The 16,678-nt window shown below is 56.3% G+C and carries 9 protein-coding genes and 2 pseudogenes; 4 read left to right on the forward strand and 7 right to left on the reverse strand.

Features of this window, described 5'->3' with window-relative positions:
- Window positions 1-176: 176 nt before the first annotated feature.
- Both ACVNHC_RS08095 and ACVNHC_RS08100 read right to left on the reverse strand, forming a co-directional pair.
- Entirely contained in the window at window positions 177-572 is a 396-nt protein-coding gene (locus tag ACVNHC_RS08095; protein WP_457166933.1) for a hypothetical protein, read from the reverse strand.
- On the reverse strand, window positions 562-900 hold the full coding sequence (locus tag ACVNHC_RS08100) for a DUF2293 domain-containing protein (RefSeq protein ID WP_457166934.1): 339 nt from the start codon (window positions 898-900) through the stop codon (window positions 562-564). The genes ACVNHC_RS08095 and ACVNHC_RS08100 overlap by 11 nt, the downstream gene beginning before the upstream one ends.
- Before the next feature lie 369 nt (window positions 901-1,269).
- Between ACVNHC_RS08100 and ACVNHC_RS08105 the strand changes: the two genes are divergently transcribed.
- Complete coding sequence (locus ACVNHC_RS08105) at window positions 1,270-1,473, forward strand: hypothetical protein (RefSeq protein WP_457166935.1); 204 nt, start codon at window positions 1,270-1,272, stop codon at window positions 1,471-1,473.
- A 282-nt stretch (window positions 1,474-1,755) separates the two neighbouring features.
- Here ACVNHC_RS08105 and ACVNHC_RS08110 read toward each other — a convergent pair.
- The 5 genes and pseudogenes from ACVNHC_RS08110 to ACVNHC_RS08130 form a co-directional block, all read right to left on the reverse strand.
- Window positions 1,756-2,462, reverse strand: a pseudogene (locus ACVNHC_RS08110) (transposase).
- A 265-nt stretch (window positions 2,463-2,727) separates the two neighbouring features.
- A complete protein-coding gene (locus ACVNHC_RS08115; protein WP_457166936.1) occupies window positions 2,728-3,477 on the reverse strand; it encodes a M48 family metallopeptidase in 750 nt (249 codons plus the stop codon).
- Window position 3,478: 1 nt separating this feature from the next.
- On the reverse strand, window positions 3,479-6,493 hold the full coding sequence (locus tag ACVNHC_RS08120) for a type I restriction endonuclease subunit R (RefSeq protein ID WP_457166937.1): 3,015 nt from the start codon (window positions 6,491-6,493) through the stop codon (window positions 3,479-3,481).
- Window positions 6,494-6,499: 6 nt separating this feature from the next.
- Window positions 6,500-7,735 (reverse strand): restriction endonuclease subunit S, encoded by a 1,236-nt coding sequence (locus ACVNHC_RS08125; protein ID WP_457166938.1) that lies wholly within the window; start codon window positions 7,733-7,735, stop codon window positions 6,500-6,502.
- On the reverse strand, window positions 7,725-9,215 hold the full coding sequence (locus tag ACVNHC_RS08130; protein WP_457166939.1) for an N-6 DNA methylase: 1,491 nt from the start codon (window positions 9,213-9,215) through the stop codon (window positions 7,725-7,727). Before ACVNHC_RS08130 ends, ACVNHC_RS08125 begins: the two co-directional genes overlap by 11 nt.
- Window positions 9,216-9,839: 624 nt before the next feature.
- Here ACVNHC_RS08130 and ACVNHC_RS08135 point away from each other — a divergent pair.
- From ACVNHC_RS08135 to ACVNHC_RS08145, 3 genes and pseudogenes are all read left to right on the forward strand, one after another.
- Entirely contained in the window at window positions 9,840-14,549 is a 4,710-nt protein-coding gene (locus ACVNHC_RS08135; protein WP_457166940.1) for a DUF3320 domain-containing protein, read from the forward strand.
- Between the two features lie 250 nt (window positions 14,550-14,799).
- Window positions 14,800-14,892 (forward strand): annotated as a pseudogene (locus ACVNHC_RS08140) (transposase); the annotation flags it as partial.
- Window positions 14,893-15,461: 569 nt separating this feature from the next.
- Window positions 15,462-16,652 carry a hypothetical protein gene (locus tag ACVNHC_RS08145; protein WP_457166941.1) on the forward strand — a complete coding sequence of 397 codons (1,191 nt, stop codon included), beginning with the start codon at window positions 15,462-15,464 and terminating at the stop codon, window positions 16,650-16,652.
- The last annotated feature ends 26 nt before the right edge of the window (window positions 16,653-16,678 follow it).

Raw genomic sequence — 16,678 nt, forward strand, 5'->3', positions numbered from 1 at the left:
CGTCTCGGGGGCTGGCGCGGACGGAAAGAACCCCTGCGCCGGATAGCAGGGGCTCTAGATGAAGCCTCTGGCGAAAACTCCTGTAACGCGCCATGTCGAGCGGATGCACACCAAAATGCGCCGGTCGGGAATGCAGGAGCGGATAGAACAGCAAGTTCGAACTGCTGGTGGCGCGGTCAGTCAGTCTTCTTCTTTCTTTTCTTGCCCTTTTTAGTCTTTTTCTGCACCTCGCGCGGCTCCTGCCCCTCCGGCTTCGCCTCTGCTCGCAGCTTTGCCTCTTCCAATGATGAGAACATTCGCCATAGGAACTCGCTTACGTAAGGAAGGTCATAGGTCTGCTGCATACCTTCAAGCGCGACGCAGAACAGCCAATTCTCGTCCAGATCCAGCGCCTGCGCCACGGGCTTCACGAATCGAGGTTTCAGACGAGCTCTCCCCGATAGAAGGAAGGTTAGATATGTGCCTCTCATCCCGGCTTTGCTTAGCGCGTGCCAAGCGTCATATCCCTTTTCATCGAGGCGCTCATTCAGAATTCCTGCGAGATAGTCCCAGTTTTCGTAGTTACCGACCATCGTCTTCTACGCTCCCCTTGTCCGGTTGCGCTTCTTGGGACTTGGTTTCCTTTCGCCGCCGCCAGCTATCTATCATGGCGTTTACGCGCGGCTGCACGCGCCGGCGCGCTTCTTCTCGGTCTATCCCTGTCAGCAGGAGAGTGTCGTAGTCGGTGTGATGGTGGCGCAGGTGCGTTTGCATCGTTATGCCAACAGCCTTGCCTAATGTGGCACCTGTCCAGTTCTTGCTGGCAATCTCAGCAGCGAACCAGGCAACGGCAAAGTCTGGGCAGCCTGGGTGCTTCTTCCGGATGTGCTTTGCTACAGCATCAATCCTGTATCTCGTCATCGTGCGCTCCAATTCAACACATGGAGCCCCTTAATAATCACAACGGGTGCCAGATAAACAAACGCTTATCACTGTGGACTACGGGGGTAAGCTAGGGCACCTTGGAAGCGCATTTAGTAACGTGTCCTTGCCGCAACACAAAGGGCATCCTTTCTCCTGAAATCGAAGTCCTAGGGTTTCCGTGGAACGTCGATCGGGATGCGTTTAGGCGCCACAAACGTTTTTGGCACCAAACCTCCCATAAAAAGATATGCAACCTACGAGGGTGACGCAAAGTTGTCATCCACGTTGTCACCGACAATCTCCCCCCGCTCCTGCTGCGCTAAATGTCAACCTTTCACGGCGACAAGTTGACCACTGGAGAGCTGGATGGCTATCAAACGCAACATAATGTTGACGAAGCTTTCCATTATGTTGTCGCTTTCGGGACAAAAGTTGGAACTTTCTCACTGCGTCAACTTCTGGCCCGGCATTGCCAACCAACAAAGCTGGTGCGGCGGGTGCTGGCGCTGGCTCGATTTAAGAACAACCCAAAGTGGTTACGAGCGGCGGCGCATTGGTGTCAACGCTTAAGGTCCCAAGCCTTGCCGGCCAAGGACGGAAACATATTTCTCGGGACGTCGGGTGAGCTGAATGAGTGACTTACATTCAGCTCGTTTCTCATTCGGGTGCCACGCTTATCGATGCTCGCAGCATGTCGTGGAGGTTCAATCGAAATGGACACCAACAATGACAGAGGAACATCGGCACAGCGCTTCCAGCCTGTGGCTTCAACCAGAGCGGCGCCAAACCTACCAGTTTGACAGTTTTTGGCTGTAGGGGCGCAATGAATGTCTCGCCGCACCTAGAGCGGATCTACTTTGATCCGGCAGCGGCAAAGTAGTTGGCCACTCTTCGGGTCCGACCTGGGCAACGAAGTCTCTAACGAAATTCCACAGAGCACCTAACGTTCGCTCAGCCTTGGCACGCAACAGCGTCTTGAGCCTGGAGAGGCCATCTCAATCGAGTTGAAATCTAAACTGCAGGGCGGCAGACAGCGCAGGTCTGCACCAGCGCTTTCAATGGCCCCGCGGGCACCAGCTTCTTTGTGGACCGTCAGGTTGTTCATCACGACGATGTCGTCGGTGGATCAGAGTGTGTATGAGGAGCTGCCCATAACATCGTAGAGCATCATCTGCGCCATCATGTAGGTCAGGCGCAAGGTTCGAATGCGTGTGCGTTTTTTGCATGTAAACCCGCGCAGGCAAAACCATTTGCTCAAACTGCTCCGCCCGTTCTTCATTTCCCGCCCTTGAGCAGCCTGACAACAATCTCATAAAGCGTAATGTTCTTCTTCTCCACGACCAGAGCGAGAATGAACTCTTCGTGCCGATCCAGAGGGGACGTTGGTTTACGGCCTGTTTCGAGAGGGCACATCTCGCCATCTCCGGCGGGCGCAATCCAGCGGATCGCACCGGAGGATCTCATTCCAAGTTGTGCAGCGGCCTGCGCACGGAACTGCCTTCTTGCCAGGCTTTCACAACCTGCTCCCGAAGATCAATGCACAATCCCCGGCACTTCAGCCCCAATTTTCCATGAACGGAATGCCAGGACTAGATAGCAAAATATATAATAACAAGTTCAATCAAAAATAATTATAAACCCTTTATCGAGACAAAATCTAATCACTTCCCTCATTTGCATTTTCAATTTTCCGGAAAATACAGAATCAACCAAAGAATAATTTACTATTATCATTTGCATTTTTGGGAAAAAATCTAATATTTACTTAAGTTTTCGATCCAGATTGAGCACCTTCTTGCCCAAACCGACGTGCAGGAAATAGCATCACCCTGCAAGCTGCGGCTCCACCCTTTCCCACCCCAGCAAATGCTCGTTGTTGTCGAGCCAGGCCTTACGCTCCTGCCAGTCTGGCAGCACGCGTCCCACGAGGTCCCAGAACTCTGACCCATGGTTGCGGTGCTTAAGATGGCACATCTCGTGAACAACAGCGTATTCGAGCACGGGCTTCGGGGCGAAGATCAGGTGCCAGTTGAGGTTGATCTGCTGATCCTGGCCGCAGCTGCCCCACATGTGCTTCTGGTCTTTGATCTGAACGCCGCGCGGCTTCAACTCGTGGCGCTCGCCATGCTTGCGGACAAAGTCACGGGCGTCATCACGCACGCGGCGTTTTAGCCAAAGCCGGAGAGCGCTCTCGATGAGAGCGTCAGAGGACGCCGCCGAGAGGTCGGCGGGCTTGCGGATCTGAAAACCGTTGCGGAAGCTGACCTCGACCAGGGAGCCGTCGAAGGGCTCGATGGTTAGCCGGGCCATCCGCCCACGATAAGGGATCTTGGCGCCGGTCACGAACTGGTAGACTCGCGTCTGCGCTCTGGCGCGCTCGGCCATGTGCTGCACGGTCTCTATGATCCAGGCCCGCCGGCGGTCCAGCACGGCGCTGATCTGTTCGTCAGTTGCGCTTTCCGGCACGAGGAGCTCGAAGGATTTCGGCGTCACGCTGAGGCTTGCTTTGCGGGCCTTGGGCGATCGTCGCAGGGTGTATTCGATCTCTTGTGCGCCGATGCGATAGACGGCCATGTCACTGCCCCGCAAAATGCTTGAGCGCGTAGGCCTCGACCTCCTCTGGGATCTCTTTCAGCTGCGTCAGACCCGCCAGATGCGCCATGGAGCGCACCTGCTGGCGCAGGCTCTTGCGCAGGCCATCCTTCTCCCACCAGCCAGATGGGGCGGTTACTGGATCGGTGTAAAGTCCTTCCAGCCGGATGGCCAGAGCCTCGCCCTCAGCTCCCGAGGTAAAGCCGTTGAGGATCTGCAGGATGCCATAGGCGCCGGGAGAAAGACCCGCTTCGACATGGGCGGCATCCTCAGCCGTTATGTCCTTCGCCAACTCTTCGGCTGCCTTCAGCTTCTCGCCCCAAGAGAGCTGCGCACTTTCGAGTTTTTCCAAGAGCTGGCGCAGTCGCTCGGAAAACTTGCCATACTGATGCGGGCTGTCGTCAATCCGCTCGGTGACGGTCTTGCGCAGCTCCGTCGTCTTGCGGATCGCCGCCGTCATCAGGTCTTCCTCGGTCTTGGCCGTAGGATCGAAATCTTCCCAAAACTCCGGATCGGTAATGTGGCGCAGCTTGACGGTAACGCTGAGACCCGTCGCTTCCAGATGCTTCTCCAGCATCTCGCGGATCTTCTCGCTGTAATTCATCTGGTCGAAGGCCTGACGCTTCTCGAAATGCTGGGTGCCGTAGAGCAGGAAGTTCGCGACCCATTTCAGGTCAGCGGTGAACTCCAGAACGCTCGGGTCCGGGCTCAGCGTTTCATAGAGCGCGATGAAGCTGCGCGCCTTGGCCTTGAAGTCGAACCACTTGTCCTCGGTGCCGAGCAGCTTCACGAAGGCATCATATTCCGCCTTCAGCGCGTCCTTGTCGCTCGCTTTGCGTTTCACCGGCTTCATCAACGCGGCGACGGCGGAGTGGGCTGCCCGCAGCTGGTTGCGCAGATCGTCCAGGTCGCGCATGGCGTTCTTCACGTCATCGGCGCGGTAGGAAGAAAGCGCTTCCTCCAGATGGCCGGAGACACCGATGTAATCGACGATCAGCCCGTTGCGCTTCCGGGCGTCAGATACGCGGTTGGTGCGGGCGATCGCCTGCAGCAGGCCGTGCTCCTTCAGCGGCTTGTCGAGATACATGACGCTTTCGATCGGGCAATCGAAGCCGGTCAAGAGCTTGTCGCAGACGATCAGGAACTGCGGGTCGTCGCCCTTGCGACCGAATGCCTTCTTCGCCAGTTTCTCGGCTTCGGCATCCAGATAATGCGCCTTCAGCTCAGTGCGGATCGCCTGCTTGTGCGCATCCTCGCTCGGCTTGCAGTCTTCCTGGTTGATCGAATAGACGCAGGCCGACATGGCATCGGCGCGGGCGAGCGCCTCGGCAGGCTCCATGCCCTCGGCCTTCAGGTCTTCGGCAATGACCTTGGTCAGCGCCTGCTTGTAGAGGATCACCGCCTCGCGATCGATGGCGACGATCTGCGCTTTGAAACCATCTGGCTGGGCATATTGCTTAAAATGCGTCCAGATGTCGTAAGCGATCAGTTCGATGCGGCGCGGATGCTTGACCAGATCCTCGATCTGCACCCCGCGCTTCTTGATCTCGTTGAGCTTGTCATCGTCCAGCTCGGCAAACCAGGTGTCGAACAGGATATCGATCTTCGCCTCGTCGATGTGCCAGTCGGTCTTGCGACCGGTGTAATAGATCGGCACCGTCGCGCCATCGGCCACGGCGTCGTCGATGCCGTATTTGTCGAGATAGCCTTCTCCCGGCACACCAAAATTCTCGTAGGTGTTCTTGTCGTCCTTCTTCACCGGCGTGCCAGTAAAGCCGAAGAAGCGGGCGTTGGGCAGCGTCGCGCGCAAATAGGCGCCAAGATCTTTCTCCTGGGTGCGGTGGGCTTCGTCCACCATCACGATCCAGTTTTCCGAATTGGCAATCGCCTGCTTCGAGCCCTGGAACTTGAAGATGGTGGACAGCGCCGTGTGCCCGTCCTTGCCGCTGCGGATCAGCGCGTGCAGATCCCGAATGCTTTCGATCGCCGTAGGGTTCGGCAGGCCGCAGGCGACAAAGGTGCCGCTGATCTGGGAATGCAGATCCACCCGGTCGGTCAGCACGAGAATGTTCGGATTGGTGAGCCGCTCGGATTGAATCGTCCGGTGCGTCTTCAGCTTCAGCGCGGCAAACACCATGGTCAGCGATTTCCCGCTGCCCTGGGTGTGCCAGATCAACCCCTGCCGGTGCTTGCCCTCGATCACGCGCTCGACGATGCGATTGACGGCGCGGAATTGCTGATAACGGCACATCTTCTTGATCGTGCCGGTCTCGGTCTTTTCGAAGACCACGTAATGCGCGATCAGGTCGAGCAGCCGGCCCGGCTCCAGCAGGCACCAGAGGCCCTTGGCGAGCGTATCGGGGAAATCACTCTCCACATTCGGCCAGGGGTCACGCCATTCGGCGAAATATTTCGAGCCGGAGCCGGTGGCGCCATAGAGCACCAGCGCGCCGTCGGTCACGATGTTGAAGACATTGGAGAAGAACAGGCGCGGAATGTCCTGCTCATATTGCCTGATCTGCTCGAAGGCCTCGCCGGTCTTGTCCTTCCCATTCAGCGGGCTTTTCGCCTCGATCACGACCAACGGAATGCCGTTCACATAAACAACGACATCCGGCTTTCGCGTGTTCTCCGCCTTCACCCTGAGCTGATGCGTCACGGAAAACTGGTTGTTGCCGGGATTAAGAAAGTCGATCACCCGCAGCGTCTGCCGCGTCTCCTGACCCGTCACCTTGCGGGCATAGTCCCCGCGCAGCACTTTCAGCCAAGTCTCGTTGTCGCTGATTGCTGCAAGCTCGCCATAGGCGGCCTCGGCAGAGGCGCGGTCGATCCCGTTGATGCGCATCAGCGCGTCGATCAGATGCGGACGAAACAGAACCTGGTTCTCGCCCTCGCGCAACCCGGCATGCTCTGCCGGTCTCACGAAGCCATAGCCCATGGCCTTGAGATGCTCGATCGTCGGGCGCTCGGCGAAATGCCATTCGGGGCCGTGGCTCATGGGCGCTTACTCCGCCGCCATGGGCAGGGCGTCGGTGACGCGCTTGCGGCCGGTGAGCAGGTCGGACATCAGGGCGGATTTGCAAGCCTCTAAGCGGGATAAGCTCTCCTCGTTGCTGTATAGGGCCTCATCCAGCGACCTGAGGGTGGAAGTCAAGCGCGACTGAACATCTATGGGAGCAACAGGAATAGGCAGCTCACGAACATCTCCGACTCGCAGATGGCCGACTGTAGAACCGCCAGCCCGCCGGAACATCTCCTTCTTTACCGGCCCAGACTGCAGCGCATACAATAGGAACTGGGAGCTGACGCGAGATGTGTCCGGGCGCAGGAACATCATCCGTTGCCCAAGACAAAACGCCATTGCAGGGGCCATGCAGACCTCGCCATATGGGGCCTCTCGGGTGAAAAGAATATCGCCTGCTCTAGGCATTCCCTTCGCCGTCCATTCTTGAAAGCTCTGCTTGTCAGTGAACTGAAGTCCCTCATAACGAAAGCGACCGTTACGAACGTTTGGCGTTCGGACAACTGCAAAACCATCGTCGGTCACTGGAGGAGTGCGATTTTTGCAGTCTATGATGCTCTCGCATATACTCGAAGCAGGTTCTATCGACCATCCTTTGAAGGAGTGATCCGCAGTTGACCGCCCAACAGCAAGATTTTCGGGGAAGGAGACGGTAAGGATCTCTGAACGGACCTTTCTGGTCTGTTTGATCACCGCCCGTGTTGCCGCAATGGCCTCATCGACGCTGGACAGGATTTCCGCGATGCGGCGTTGTTCGTGGAGAGGGGGAATCAAGATGGGCAAACAGCAAAAGGAATTCCAATCGGTTTTCTTTCTCTTGCCGTCTTGGTTGCCTCCCGTGGTAACCTTGTTAACCTCGACTAAGAAGTCACTTGTTTTGACGTAAAGGTCAAAAAAACCTCTGTCGATGGCTCCCTTGAGCCGAAATGTTATGTAAGCTGGGCTCACAATGCCGGCGTCGCAGACACTCAGCCTGCCGATGGCGCCATAATATAGTGACATCGGGTCGTAGGAGTATTCGCCGCTCCGAATGACTTTGTAGTTGCGTGAAGACGCGTTGGCGATGCGCTTATTAAACTTCTCTGACTGGAGCACAATGCCGCTGCTTTTCGTAACGCTGAGCGGCGGTAAGTCGCCAGCACTGTCAAGCACCTTAAACTCTTCTACGAATGAGCCGAGTTTCACAAGTTGCCACCCCTCGGGCACTTCACGCGACATAGCCGAGCTCCTGCAAAAAGCCCATCATCCGCGCCTCCGCCGCATCCCGCTCTGCCTGCAGCTCAACCAGCTTTTCCACTTCTGCTGAAACGTCGACATCTTCAGCTTCTCCGCCCAAATGCACATAGCGGCTGATATTGAGGTTGAAGTCATTCGCCTCAATCTCGCTTACCGGCACCACCCGCGCAAGCCGCTCGGCGTCGGTGAAGTCGCCATAGGCCTTCGCAAGCGTAGCAAGATTTGCTTCCGACAGGTGGTTCTGGTTCTTGCCATCCACCTTCTCTTCGGCGCCATTGACGATCAGGATCTGGCCCTTGCGCGCCGCCGGCTTCTGTTTGCGCAGGATGAGGATGCAGGCCGGAATGCCCGCGCCGTAAAACAGGTTGGGCGCAAGGCCGATCACGGCCTCAATCAGATCGTCCTTGATCAACCCCTCGCGGATCTTGCCCTCGGCCCCACCACGAAACAGCACGCCATGCGGAAGCACCACGCCGCAGACGCCGTTTTCCTTCAGGCTCGCCACCATATGCTGCACGAAGGCGAGGTCGCCATAGGATTTCGGCGGGCAGCCATAGCGGTCGCGACCATAGGCGTCGCCCTTCGACCAGACATCATGGCCCCAGCTTTTCAGCGAAAACGGCGGGTTGGCCAGCACCCGGTCAAAGGTGCGGATGGCCTTCACGCTGTCGCCGGTCAGATGTTTCGGCTCAAGCAGCGTATCGCCGCGCGCCACCTGCGCATCGTCGATATCATGCAGGAACAGGTTCATCTGGCAGATGGCCCAGGTGTTGAGGTTACGCTCCTGGCCGAACAGCGACAGGCTCTTCGGGTTCTTGCCCTGTCGCTCTAGATGATGCACCGCCTCCAAGAGCATGCCGCCCGAGCCGCAGGTCGGGTCATAGATCGACATCCCTTCTTCCGGCTTCAGGCATTCGACGATCAACCGCACGACCATCTTCGGCGTGTAGAACTCGCCACCCTTCTTGCCGGCATCATCGGCAAACTGGGCGATCAGATATTCATAGGCCTGACCAAGCACATCCGGCTCGACATCGGAATTGCGCAGGCGATAGGTCTCGAAATGCTGGAGCAGCTTTTCCAGCATGGCATCCGGAAAGCGCTCCTTGTTGTTGAAATCGACGTCCTGAAAAACGCCGCGCAGCTTCATGTTCGCGTCTTCAATGGCGCGGAAGGCGGCGTTCAGATGGGTGCCGATATCGGTGGTGTGCTTGCGCACATCCTTCCAGAAATGGCCCTTGGGAATATCGAAGCGATGCTCGTCCGGATCAGCGGCGATATTGGCATCATGATAGCGCGCCAGACGCTCCTCATACTCCTCCACCCAGACATCCGAGAGGCGCTTGAAGAACAGAAGACCAAATATGTAGTGCTTGTAATCGCCGGAATCGATCGACCCCCGCAGGATATCCGCTGCCCGCCAGAGATGAGTTTCCAGCTGTGCCAGGCTCAACGTCGTCATCTATGCTCTTCCCTCACATCAGCCGCAGGCCAATCCAGCCAAATAGCCGCGCACCGGCAAATTATCTCGACATGTGCGACAAAGCGAACAGAAATTCGAGCACAATCTGGGGTCATGCCCAACGTGGTTCTTGAGCAATGTTGAACTGTCTGACCTGGGAATTTCTCAACTGACTGGGCTGCCAGGCATCGTCATGTAGGTGGCGAAGCCCCCGCAGGTGCTGTTAGCAGCCAATCTTGGGGCGTGGCCTGGGGTCTGCCTTTTCGCGGCAGAACAACCGGCCAGTGCGAAGCACGGCTGCTGCGGCATCATGGACCGCCGAAGGATACCGGCGATCGATCAGCAGTGCCGGACAACCTCCTCCGCCGCCTGTTCGTGGCCTCGGCTCCGAACAAGAAGTAGGCGGCCGACTTCACCAATCCACCGGAGCAAACCATGAGGCGGAGCCGGAGGGGATCGTTTGATCGATCAGTGGTTCTTGGCTGATATCTGGCGAAAGAGCGCACATATCTGAAATCGCTGTGCATGCCCAAAATTTATCATGGAAACTTATGCGTCTTCTGGCTGATAAACTAACAAACACAATCTCATCGATTGGTTTCGCCCCAAGCCCATGGAATCCGAATGCAGAAAGAAAGCTCACCCCTTCTGAGTGTTCTCGCAAATGCAAGGCGCAAACTCCTCGAGACCGGGACACGTAATCGCCTTGTCCATGTGAACCGCGCGAATGCACGCTCCAACAGCCTGAACATCGTCAACGAGCAGTCGGACGAAGTCTATCGCATCCTCAAGACCGGCGGGCGGCGCATGCGCTTCAAGGCTATGGGCAAGGACAAGGTGTCAACCGCCGAGAATGACGGGTTGCAGCTTGCCGATTATGAGCCTGAGGATTCCGTGAATGATGATCGCCTCCGCGACGATGTTCTGGAAACCCCTCTTGGACCAGAGGGACTGGCACGAAGGCTGCTCCGTATGGCTAAGGATGCCAAGACAGTTGAGGATGAGCAGGGGCTTAACGTTCTGTTCCTGGCGCTTGGGTTTCTGCGATGGAAAGAAAGTCCGTCTTCCGAGATCTGCCGAGAAGCGCCGCTGATTTTGCTCCCTGTCGATTTTGTGCGAAATGAACGCACCTCATCCTATGACCTTAGGGTGCGCGACGATGACATCTCGACGAACCTGCCGCTGAAGGAACGGCTGCGGCAAGACTTCGGAATTCTTCTTCCCGAGATCGAGGAAACCGAGGAATGGCTGCCTTCAGGCTATTTTGACAGAGTCCATGAGGCTGTTTCAGGGCAGCGCGGATGGTCGATCGATCAGAATGGAATACAGCTTGGATTCTTCTCGTTCGCCAAGTTGCTGATGCATCATGACCTTGATCTCGACAACTGGCCAGATCATGCACTTGAAAACCACAGTCTGCTGAACGGGCTTCTTCTTCACGGTTTCGAGCATGAAGACCCAATGTTCCCAGATGGCACCAAGCTTGATCAATTGCTTGATCCGGCAGAGATCATCCAGGTCGTCGACGCCGATGCATCGCAGACCAAGGTGATTGAAGAAGTAAGACGCGGTGCCGATCTGGTTGTTCAGGGCCCTCCGGGCACCGGAAAATCGCAGACCATCACCAACATCCTCGCTGCAGCTGCGCACGACGGCAAGACAGTGCTGTTTGTGGCTGAAAAGATGGCTGCTTTGTCTGTCGTGCACGACCGTCTCGTGAAGTGTGGCTTGCGCGATATATGCTTGGAGCTTCATTCGCGAACAGCTAACAAAAAGGCCGTCGTGCAGGAGCTGGGGCGCACATTGACGGCGGCAGGAAGAGCTGCCCCCGGTATCACATCTCCCCAGCGCCTCCGCCAGGTTCGAGATGAACTGAACGATCTCGCGGATCTTCTACACGCGCCAATCAACACGGCAGGTGACACCGCGTTTGGCGCGCTCGCAGAGATCATTTTCTTCATGAATGCGGGCGCCCGTCCTCCATCCATACCCTTGCAGGGATTGGAAAAATTCGGACCTCAAGAGCGTGAGCGGGGTCGAAACGCGCTGACGAGACTGGTCGAAGCTTATCGGGAGGCCGGACCTCCTGATCGGCACCCATTCAGAGGCGTGGGAGCCCTCAACCTTCAGCCGACTGACTTAGCCCGTCTGGAAACAGAGATACAGACGATCGCCGGAGTCATAGAGACCTTATTGTCCGAGAGCCGCAAGATTGCAGAAGCGGTCGGAACGGCTTCCCCTACATCACTAACTGGCATTGAGAAGCTGGCCGCTGGTTTGGCCGCTCTGGCTGATGTTCCGAGAAATATACCCAGTGACATCCAGGTGCTCTTCGACCTAGCAGACGAGCCGCGATTGCAAGAGGCCCTGAAAACCGGCTCTTCCTGGCAGTCTGCCTATGAATCGGCGGCTACCATTTTTTCGCCAGCCGCATGGGCGCTCGATTGTTCATCTATTCGCCGGTCACTTGTTGCCGGAAAGGCATCGATCTTTCAACGATGGTTCGGATCTTACAAGCGCGCGTCTGCAGAGCTTGGTAGCGTTCTGAGTGGACTAATGCCGCGGCAGCCGGACGAACGCATCAGGCTCGTAGATACCCTGATTGATATCCAGCAGAAGCGAGGTCTGCTTGCTTCGGAAGAAGCATGGCTAGAAGCTAATCTCAAGGAACATTGGCGAGGTGAAAAGACTGCGTTTCAGGAGATCTCAGGCCTGTGCGAATGGCTAGCAGCCATTCGGAAGGCCGGAACATTCCAGCGAGCCTCACAGATCACGCGCGCCCTTAGCGCACTTGGTGATCCCGTTGATACAGCAGAGAGAATTCGTTCGGCAGCGAGCAATCTGCGCCAATCACTAACAGCAATCTGCGGACGGCTTCAACTTGACCTGCGTTCCATAGGTTTTGAAGGAGATGCAGAAGCCTTACCCATCTCTGATTTCAGGCTGCACCTTTTAAAAATGGCTAATGATCCGACAGCTTACTCAAGTTGGGTCAGCCTTCTTCGAGCGATCGAAAGTGCCGGTTCGGCAGGTGCAAAGGCTGTTGTGGACAACCTACTGAAGGGGCAGTTAACCCCGGCCCAGGCCGCAGATGAATACCTATTCGCCTGCGCAGAGGCGCGATGGACTGAAGCACGCCGGAAGCACCCCAAAATCGAGCGCCTGCGCGATCTTGATCGGCATGCCCTAGTTGAAGAATTCGCGAAATTGGAAAGGGACCGGATTCTGGATTGCCGAACATTAGTCCGGCTTGAGCACAGCAATAAAGTTCCGCGTGGAACCGTCGGAGAGATGGGTATCATCCGAGGGGAAATCGGCCGAAAAAAGGGACACAAGCCAATTCGGTGGCTAATGCGGAATGCCGGATCGATGATCCAACGGATCAAGCCTGTCCTCTTGATGAGCCCAATTTCGGTTGCGCAGTATCTTCCGGCCGGAGCGGTGGAATTCGATCTTCTGGTCATCGACGAGGCTTCCCAGGTGCGTCCGGAAGACGCGTTGGGCTGTATCGCCCGCGCAAAGCAAGTTGTTGTCGTCGGGGATCAGAAGCAGCTCCCCCCAACATCATTCTTTGATCGGGTTGTCGATGACACTAACGACGACGATGATGAGGAAGAAGGCGCACCCGCCTATGCTGCCGAGATGGAGAGCATTCTGACGCTTTGCGAAGCCCGAGGAATTAACCAACGGATGCTGTCCTGGCACTATCGCTCTCGGGATCCGTCTCTTATCCGCGTCTCAAACGCAGAATTCTACGACGACAAATTGGTTCTCCCCCCCTCGCCCTTGCAATTGGACGACAACTACGGACTGAAACTCAAGCGTGTAGCGGGCGTATATGCCCCGAAGAATAGCGGCCTTGGGCGGGCTGGAACCAACCGGATCGAGGCTGAAGAGATCGCAAAGGCTGTGGCCCAGCATGCGAGCTTGTCTCCGGATTTATCGCTTGGTGTAGTCGCCTTCTCCAAGGCTCAGTCCGACATGATCACGGAGGTTCTCGAAAATAAGCGGCGCACGAACGCAACCCTTGACCGCTTTTTACAAACAGGTCGAGCTGAAGACTTTTTTGTGAAAAACATCGAAAACGTTCAGGGTGACGAACGCGATGTAATCATGATTTCCGTGGGATACGGTCCTCAGGTCGCCGGCGGCAGGCTCACCAGCATGACCTTCGGGCCAATTAACGGTGAAGGCGGCGGGCGGCGCTTGAACGTCCTATTCAGCCGCGCACGAACACGGTGCGAGGTGTTCACCTCGTTCGATCCAGGCGATCTTGACCCCAGTCGCTCCAGCCGTGACGGCTTACGCATCCTGAAACGTTTTCTTGAATTCGCCAAGACCGGCATCGTAGAAGAGAAATACGTGACCGGCCTTGGTGCGGATAGTCCGTTCGAGGAAGATGTCGCGTCGGTCATTCGGTCTCTGGGTTTTGGGGCCGACCCGCAGATGGGATCCTCGGGGTTCCGAATTGACATTGGCGTGCGTCATCCTGACCGTCCGTCGCAATACATCCTAGCCGTCGAATGCGACGGTGCAGCCTATCACTCGGCTCTGTGGGCGCGCGAACGAGACCGGCTGCGTCAGGAGGTTCTCGAGGGATTGGGATGGACGTTCCATCGCATATGGAGCACCGACTGGTTCCACAGACGCGAGCGCGAAATTCAGAGGCTTCGAACAGCACTCGAAAGTGCACACAAAGCGCAAGTGCTTTCAATCGATCGTGCGCCACTCACTGACGAAGTCGGGGCCCCAGAAGAGGCTGTGACTGAATGCGACATCTTTGAGCAAACCGAAATCTCGCTCGATCATCTGAACTTGAGTGGGTCCCCATATGTGAAAGCAGAGCTGATTGCCTCTTACAACGGTGAGCCGCATGAGGCTCCTGTCAGTTATCTTGCGAAATTGGTCAGGCAAGTTGTTGAGGTGGAAGGCCCTATTCATAGGGAAGAAGTGGCTCGGAGGATAGCTTCAGCGTTCGGCAAGAGCCGAACCGGTAGACGGATCCAAGACGCGGCTGACCAAGCTATAAGCTATGCGTTGCGGCAGGACTCTGAATTACGGCGGCAGGAGCATTTTCTCTTCACCCAACAGCAGCATGACGACACTCCGCTCAGGGACCGGTCGCGTGTCGATGGATCACTGCTCAAGGCTGAATACTTGCCACCGATGGAAATTGTGAAGGCTGCCGAATTAGTCGTCAAAGAGAGTGGGGAGATGGCGCGCGAGGATCTCATCCGCGCTGTAGCCAATCTATTTGGCTACCAGAGGTTAGGCCCGGACCTCGCACGTGTCATCAGTAAGACCTTGGATGACTCAGGCTTCCACCTTGATTAGTGAGTGGTTATGGCGGATAGCGCCGGATACTATCGCGATTCGGATGAAGAGGAGTTTGAACTCCTCCAGGAAGCTTGGCATTGCTTGCTCAAACTCTCTGCTTCAGTTCCAGTGGCGAAGGTGTCCAAAATCTATGGGTTAATTCTCACGCCAATCGAACGCAGAAAACTGGCTGATAGTCCTGCTGCCGTTTCCGTGGACACGAAGGCAAAATCGTGACTACGGAAACGGGGATCGGACATGGCGAGACAAAAAGTTCACGAAGGAGTTCAAACTTGAGGCTGTGAATCTGGTCACAGAGCGAGACGATGCGGTGGCGCAGGCTGCCAGTGAACTGGATCTGGCCTCAGCTTGAGGATAGGTCTCGCGGGCTGCTCTTGGGCGGTGTTGAAGCCAGCCCCTTCCCCTAGCCCAAGGCGCGTCCTTGAGCGTCTGCACCGGCCGGGAACTCAGGCTCCGCTCCGGGCGTAGCAACGCTTCGATCAATTCCCATTTATCTTCTTTCAGATCAGCACGAGCCAAATCTGCTTCCTAAAAGGCAGTCTCGAAACAAGCATCGGCCGGCTTGCAAGTCCACTTTGTCAGCAAGACTTGGCCCCAAGATCGTCAGCTTTCACCAGATGCATTTAGGAAGTAAGCATTCAAGAAGATGCTAGTTAAAACAAAGGCGCACATCGGGCTTCGCCGCACCAGCACAATATCTAAAAGAAGCCCGTAGATAAGCGTTATTCCCTGTCTGAACCGAGCGAACCCAAACTTACGCAATGCAGCTCCACGAGCATGCTTGAGTCGAAGAAGGACCAGTAGATAGCTGTGGGCAGCGGAGAGGCACACTGTGATCAATCGGATCTAGGCATTATGGCTTGCAGGTCCTTCGGGATGGAGAATGTAGTCGGATGCGAGTGATCAGTAATGAGTATCAGAACGCCTGTGCTGTCGATCCCATTGCGAAGCATCAAGACGACAGCTGTCGTTGGCTTTCTTTGTTACCGCCGGGTCGACCTAGGAATGAGCCAGAAGCGATTGCGCAATCGCTACACCTTGGTCCCCGAAGTGGATTTACGTTCATTCGAGACCAGGGCAGTCATTGACTGGTTGTCGGTTGAGGTAAAACTCAAGAGGTTGAGTCAGTTTCAGTGGCTGCAAAAGGAGATCGAGGACCTCTTCGATCGGAGGCTTTATATCGAGAACGACCGTCCGCTACGGAATGACGCGGCTACGACGTTCACGATAAAGTTCCAGGAGCCGGCAGTGCTCAAGGTAAGGCGAGCCCTAGCTCGCCTTGAGGCGAAGTTTGGCTTTACAGAACCTCCGAAGCTCTTCGGGATCGAGATCAGCGTCGACTTCACCCCCAGCAAGCCGGATGATCTTGCAAGGGCGAAGATGATGCGTGTTCTCTATAACCATTTGGTAGTGGAGCGGGATTACCTGCAAGCTGGGCTCAGTCGACCAAGAACGGTCTGGGGCGGCCGCGGCAAGGTCTTACAGCTTGTAGATGGGAGCGGCGCCGCTCGACAAGATCCATTCACTGACGGAACGGTTGAGATAGGTGCTGAAACGGCTGACGTTCGTTGGCGGATCATGGATAAGACCGTAGACCGGCAGAACAGGGCCGCTGGAACCTATGTGGACCTACCTGAGAACGTCAGGCGCGCTCGCATTGAGGTGACGCTGAACTCCTGGGAGATCCAGCAGATCGGCGCGTCAGATTTCAATGAGCTAGCGAGAGTGAGCTTCACAACATTCCAGGGCCGATACTTCCGGTTCATGCTTCCTACGTTTCCTATCCAGTCGAACTCAGAAGGTCGAACTTCGGCGGCAATCCATTCTTGGAGAGCACAGCAACGTCTGACACATTTCCGTCAAGCCGGGAACCTCAGCATTTCAGCTCTGGACAAGCAGTCCATAGCCCACCGCTTGAACCTTCGGAAATCCGAGCGGCGGACAATGATGCGGTTGGGACTGCGCATTCCGAAAGACCTAAAGGAGGCACCAGGACGTGATGGCACTTTCATAGCTTACGAAGACCTGAATGAGCGCGTTCGCGAAGCATTGCGACGTCTCGGAAACCGCGTCGCTGCGGACTTCTTCACTGGGCTTTGACTTCCGACCCTGTAAGTGCGCTGGCT

This window comes from Pannonibacter sp. Q-1, from assembly GCF_054073275.1.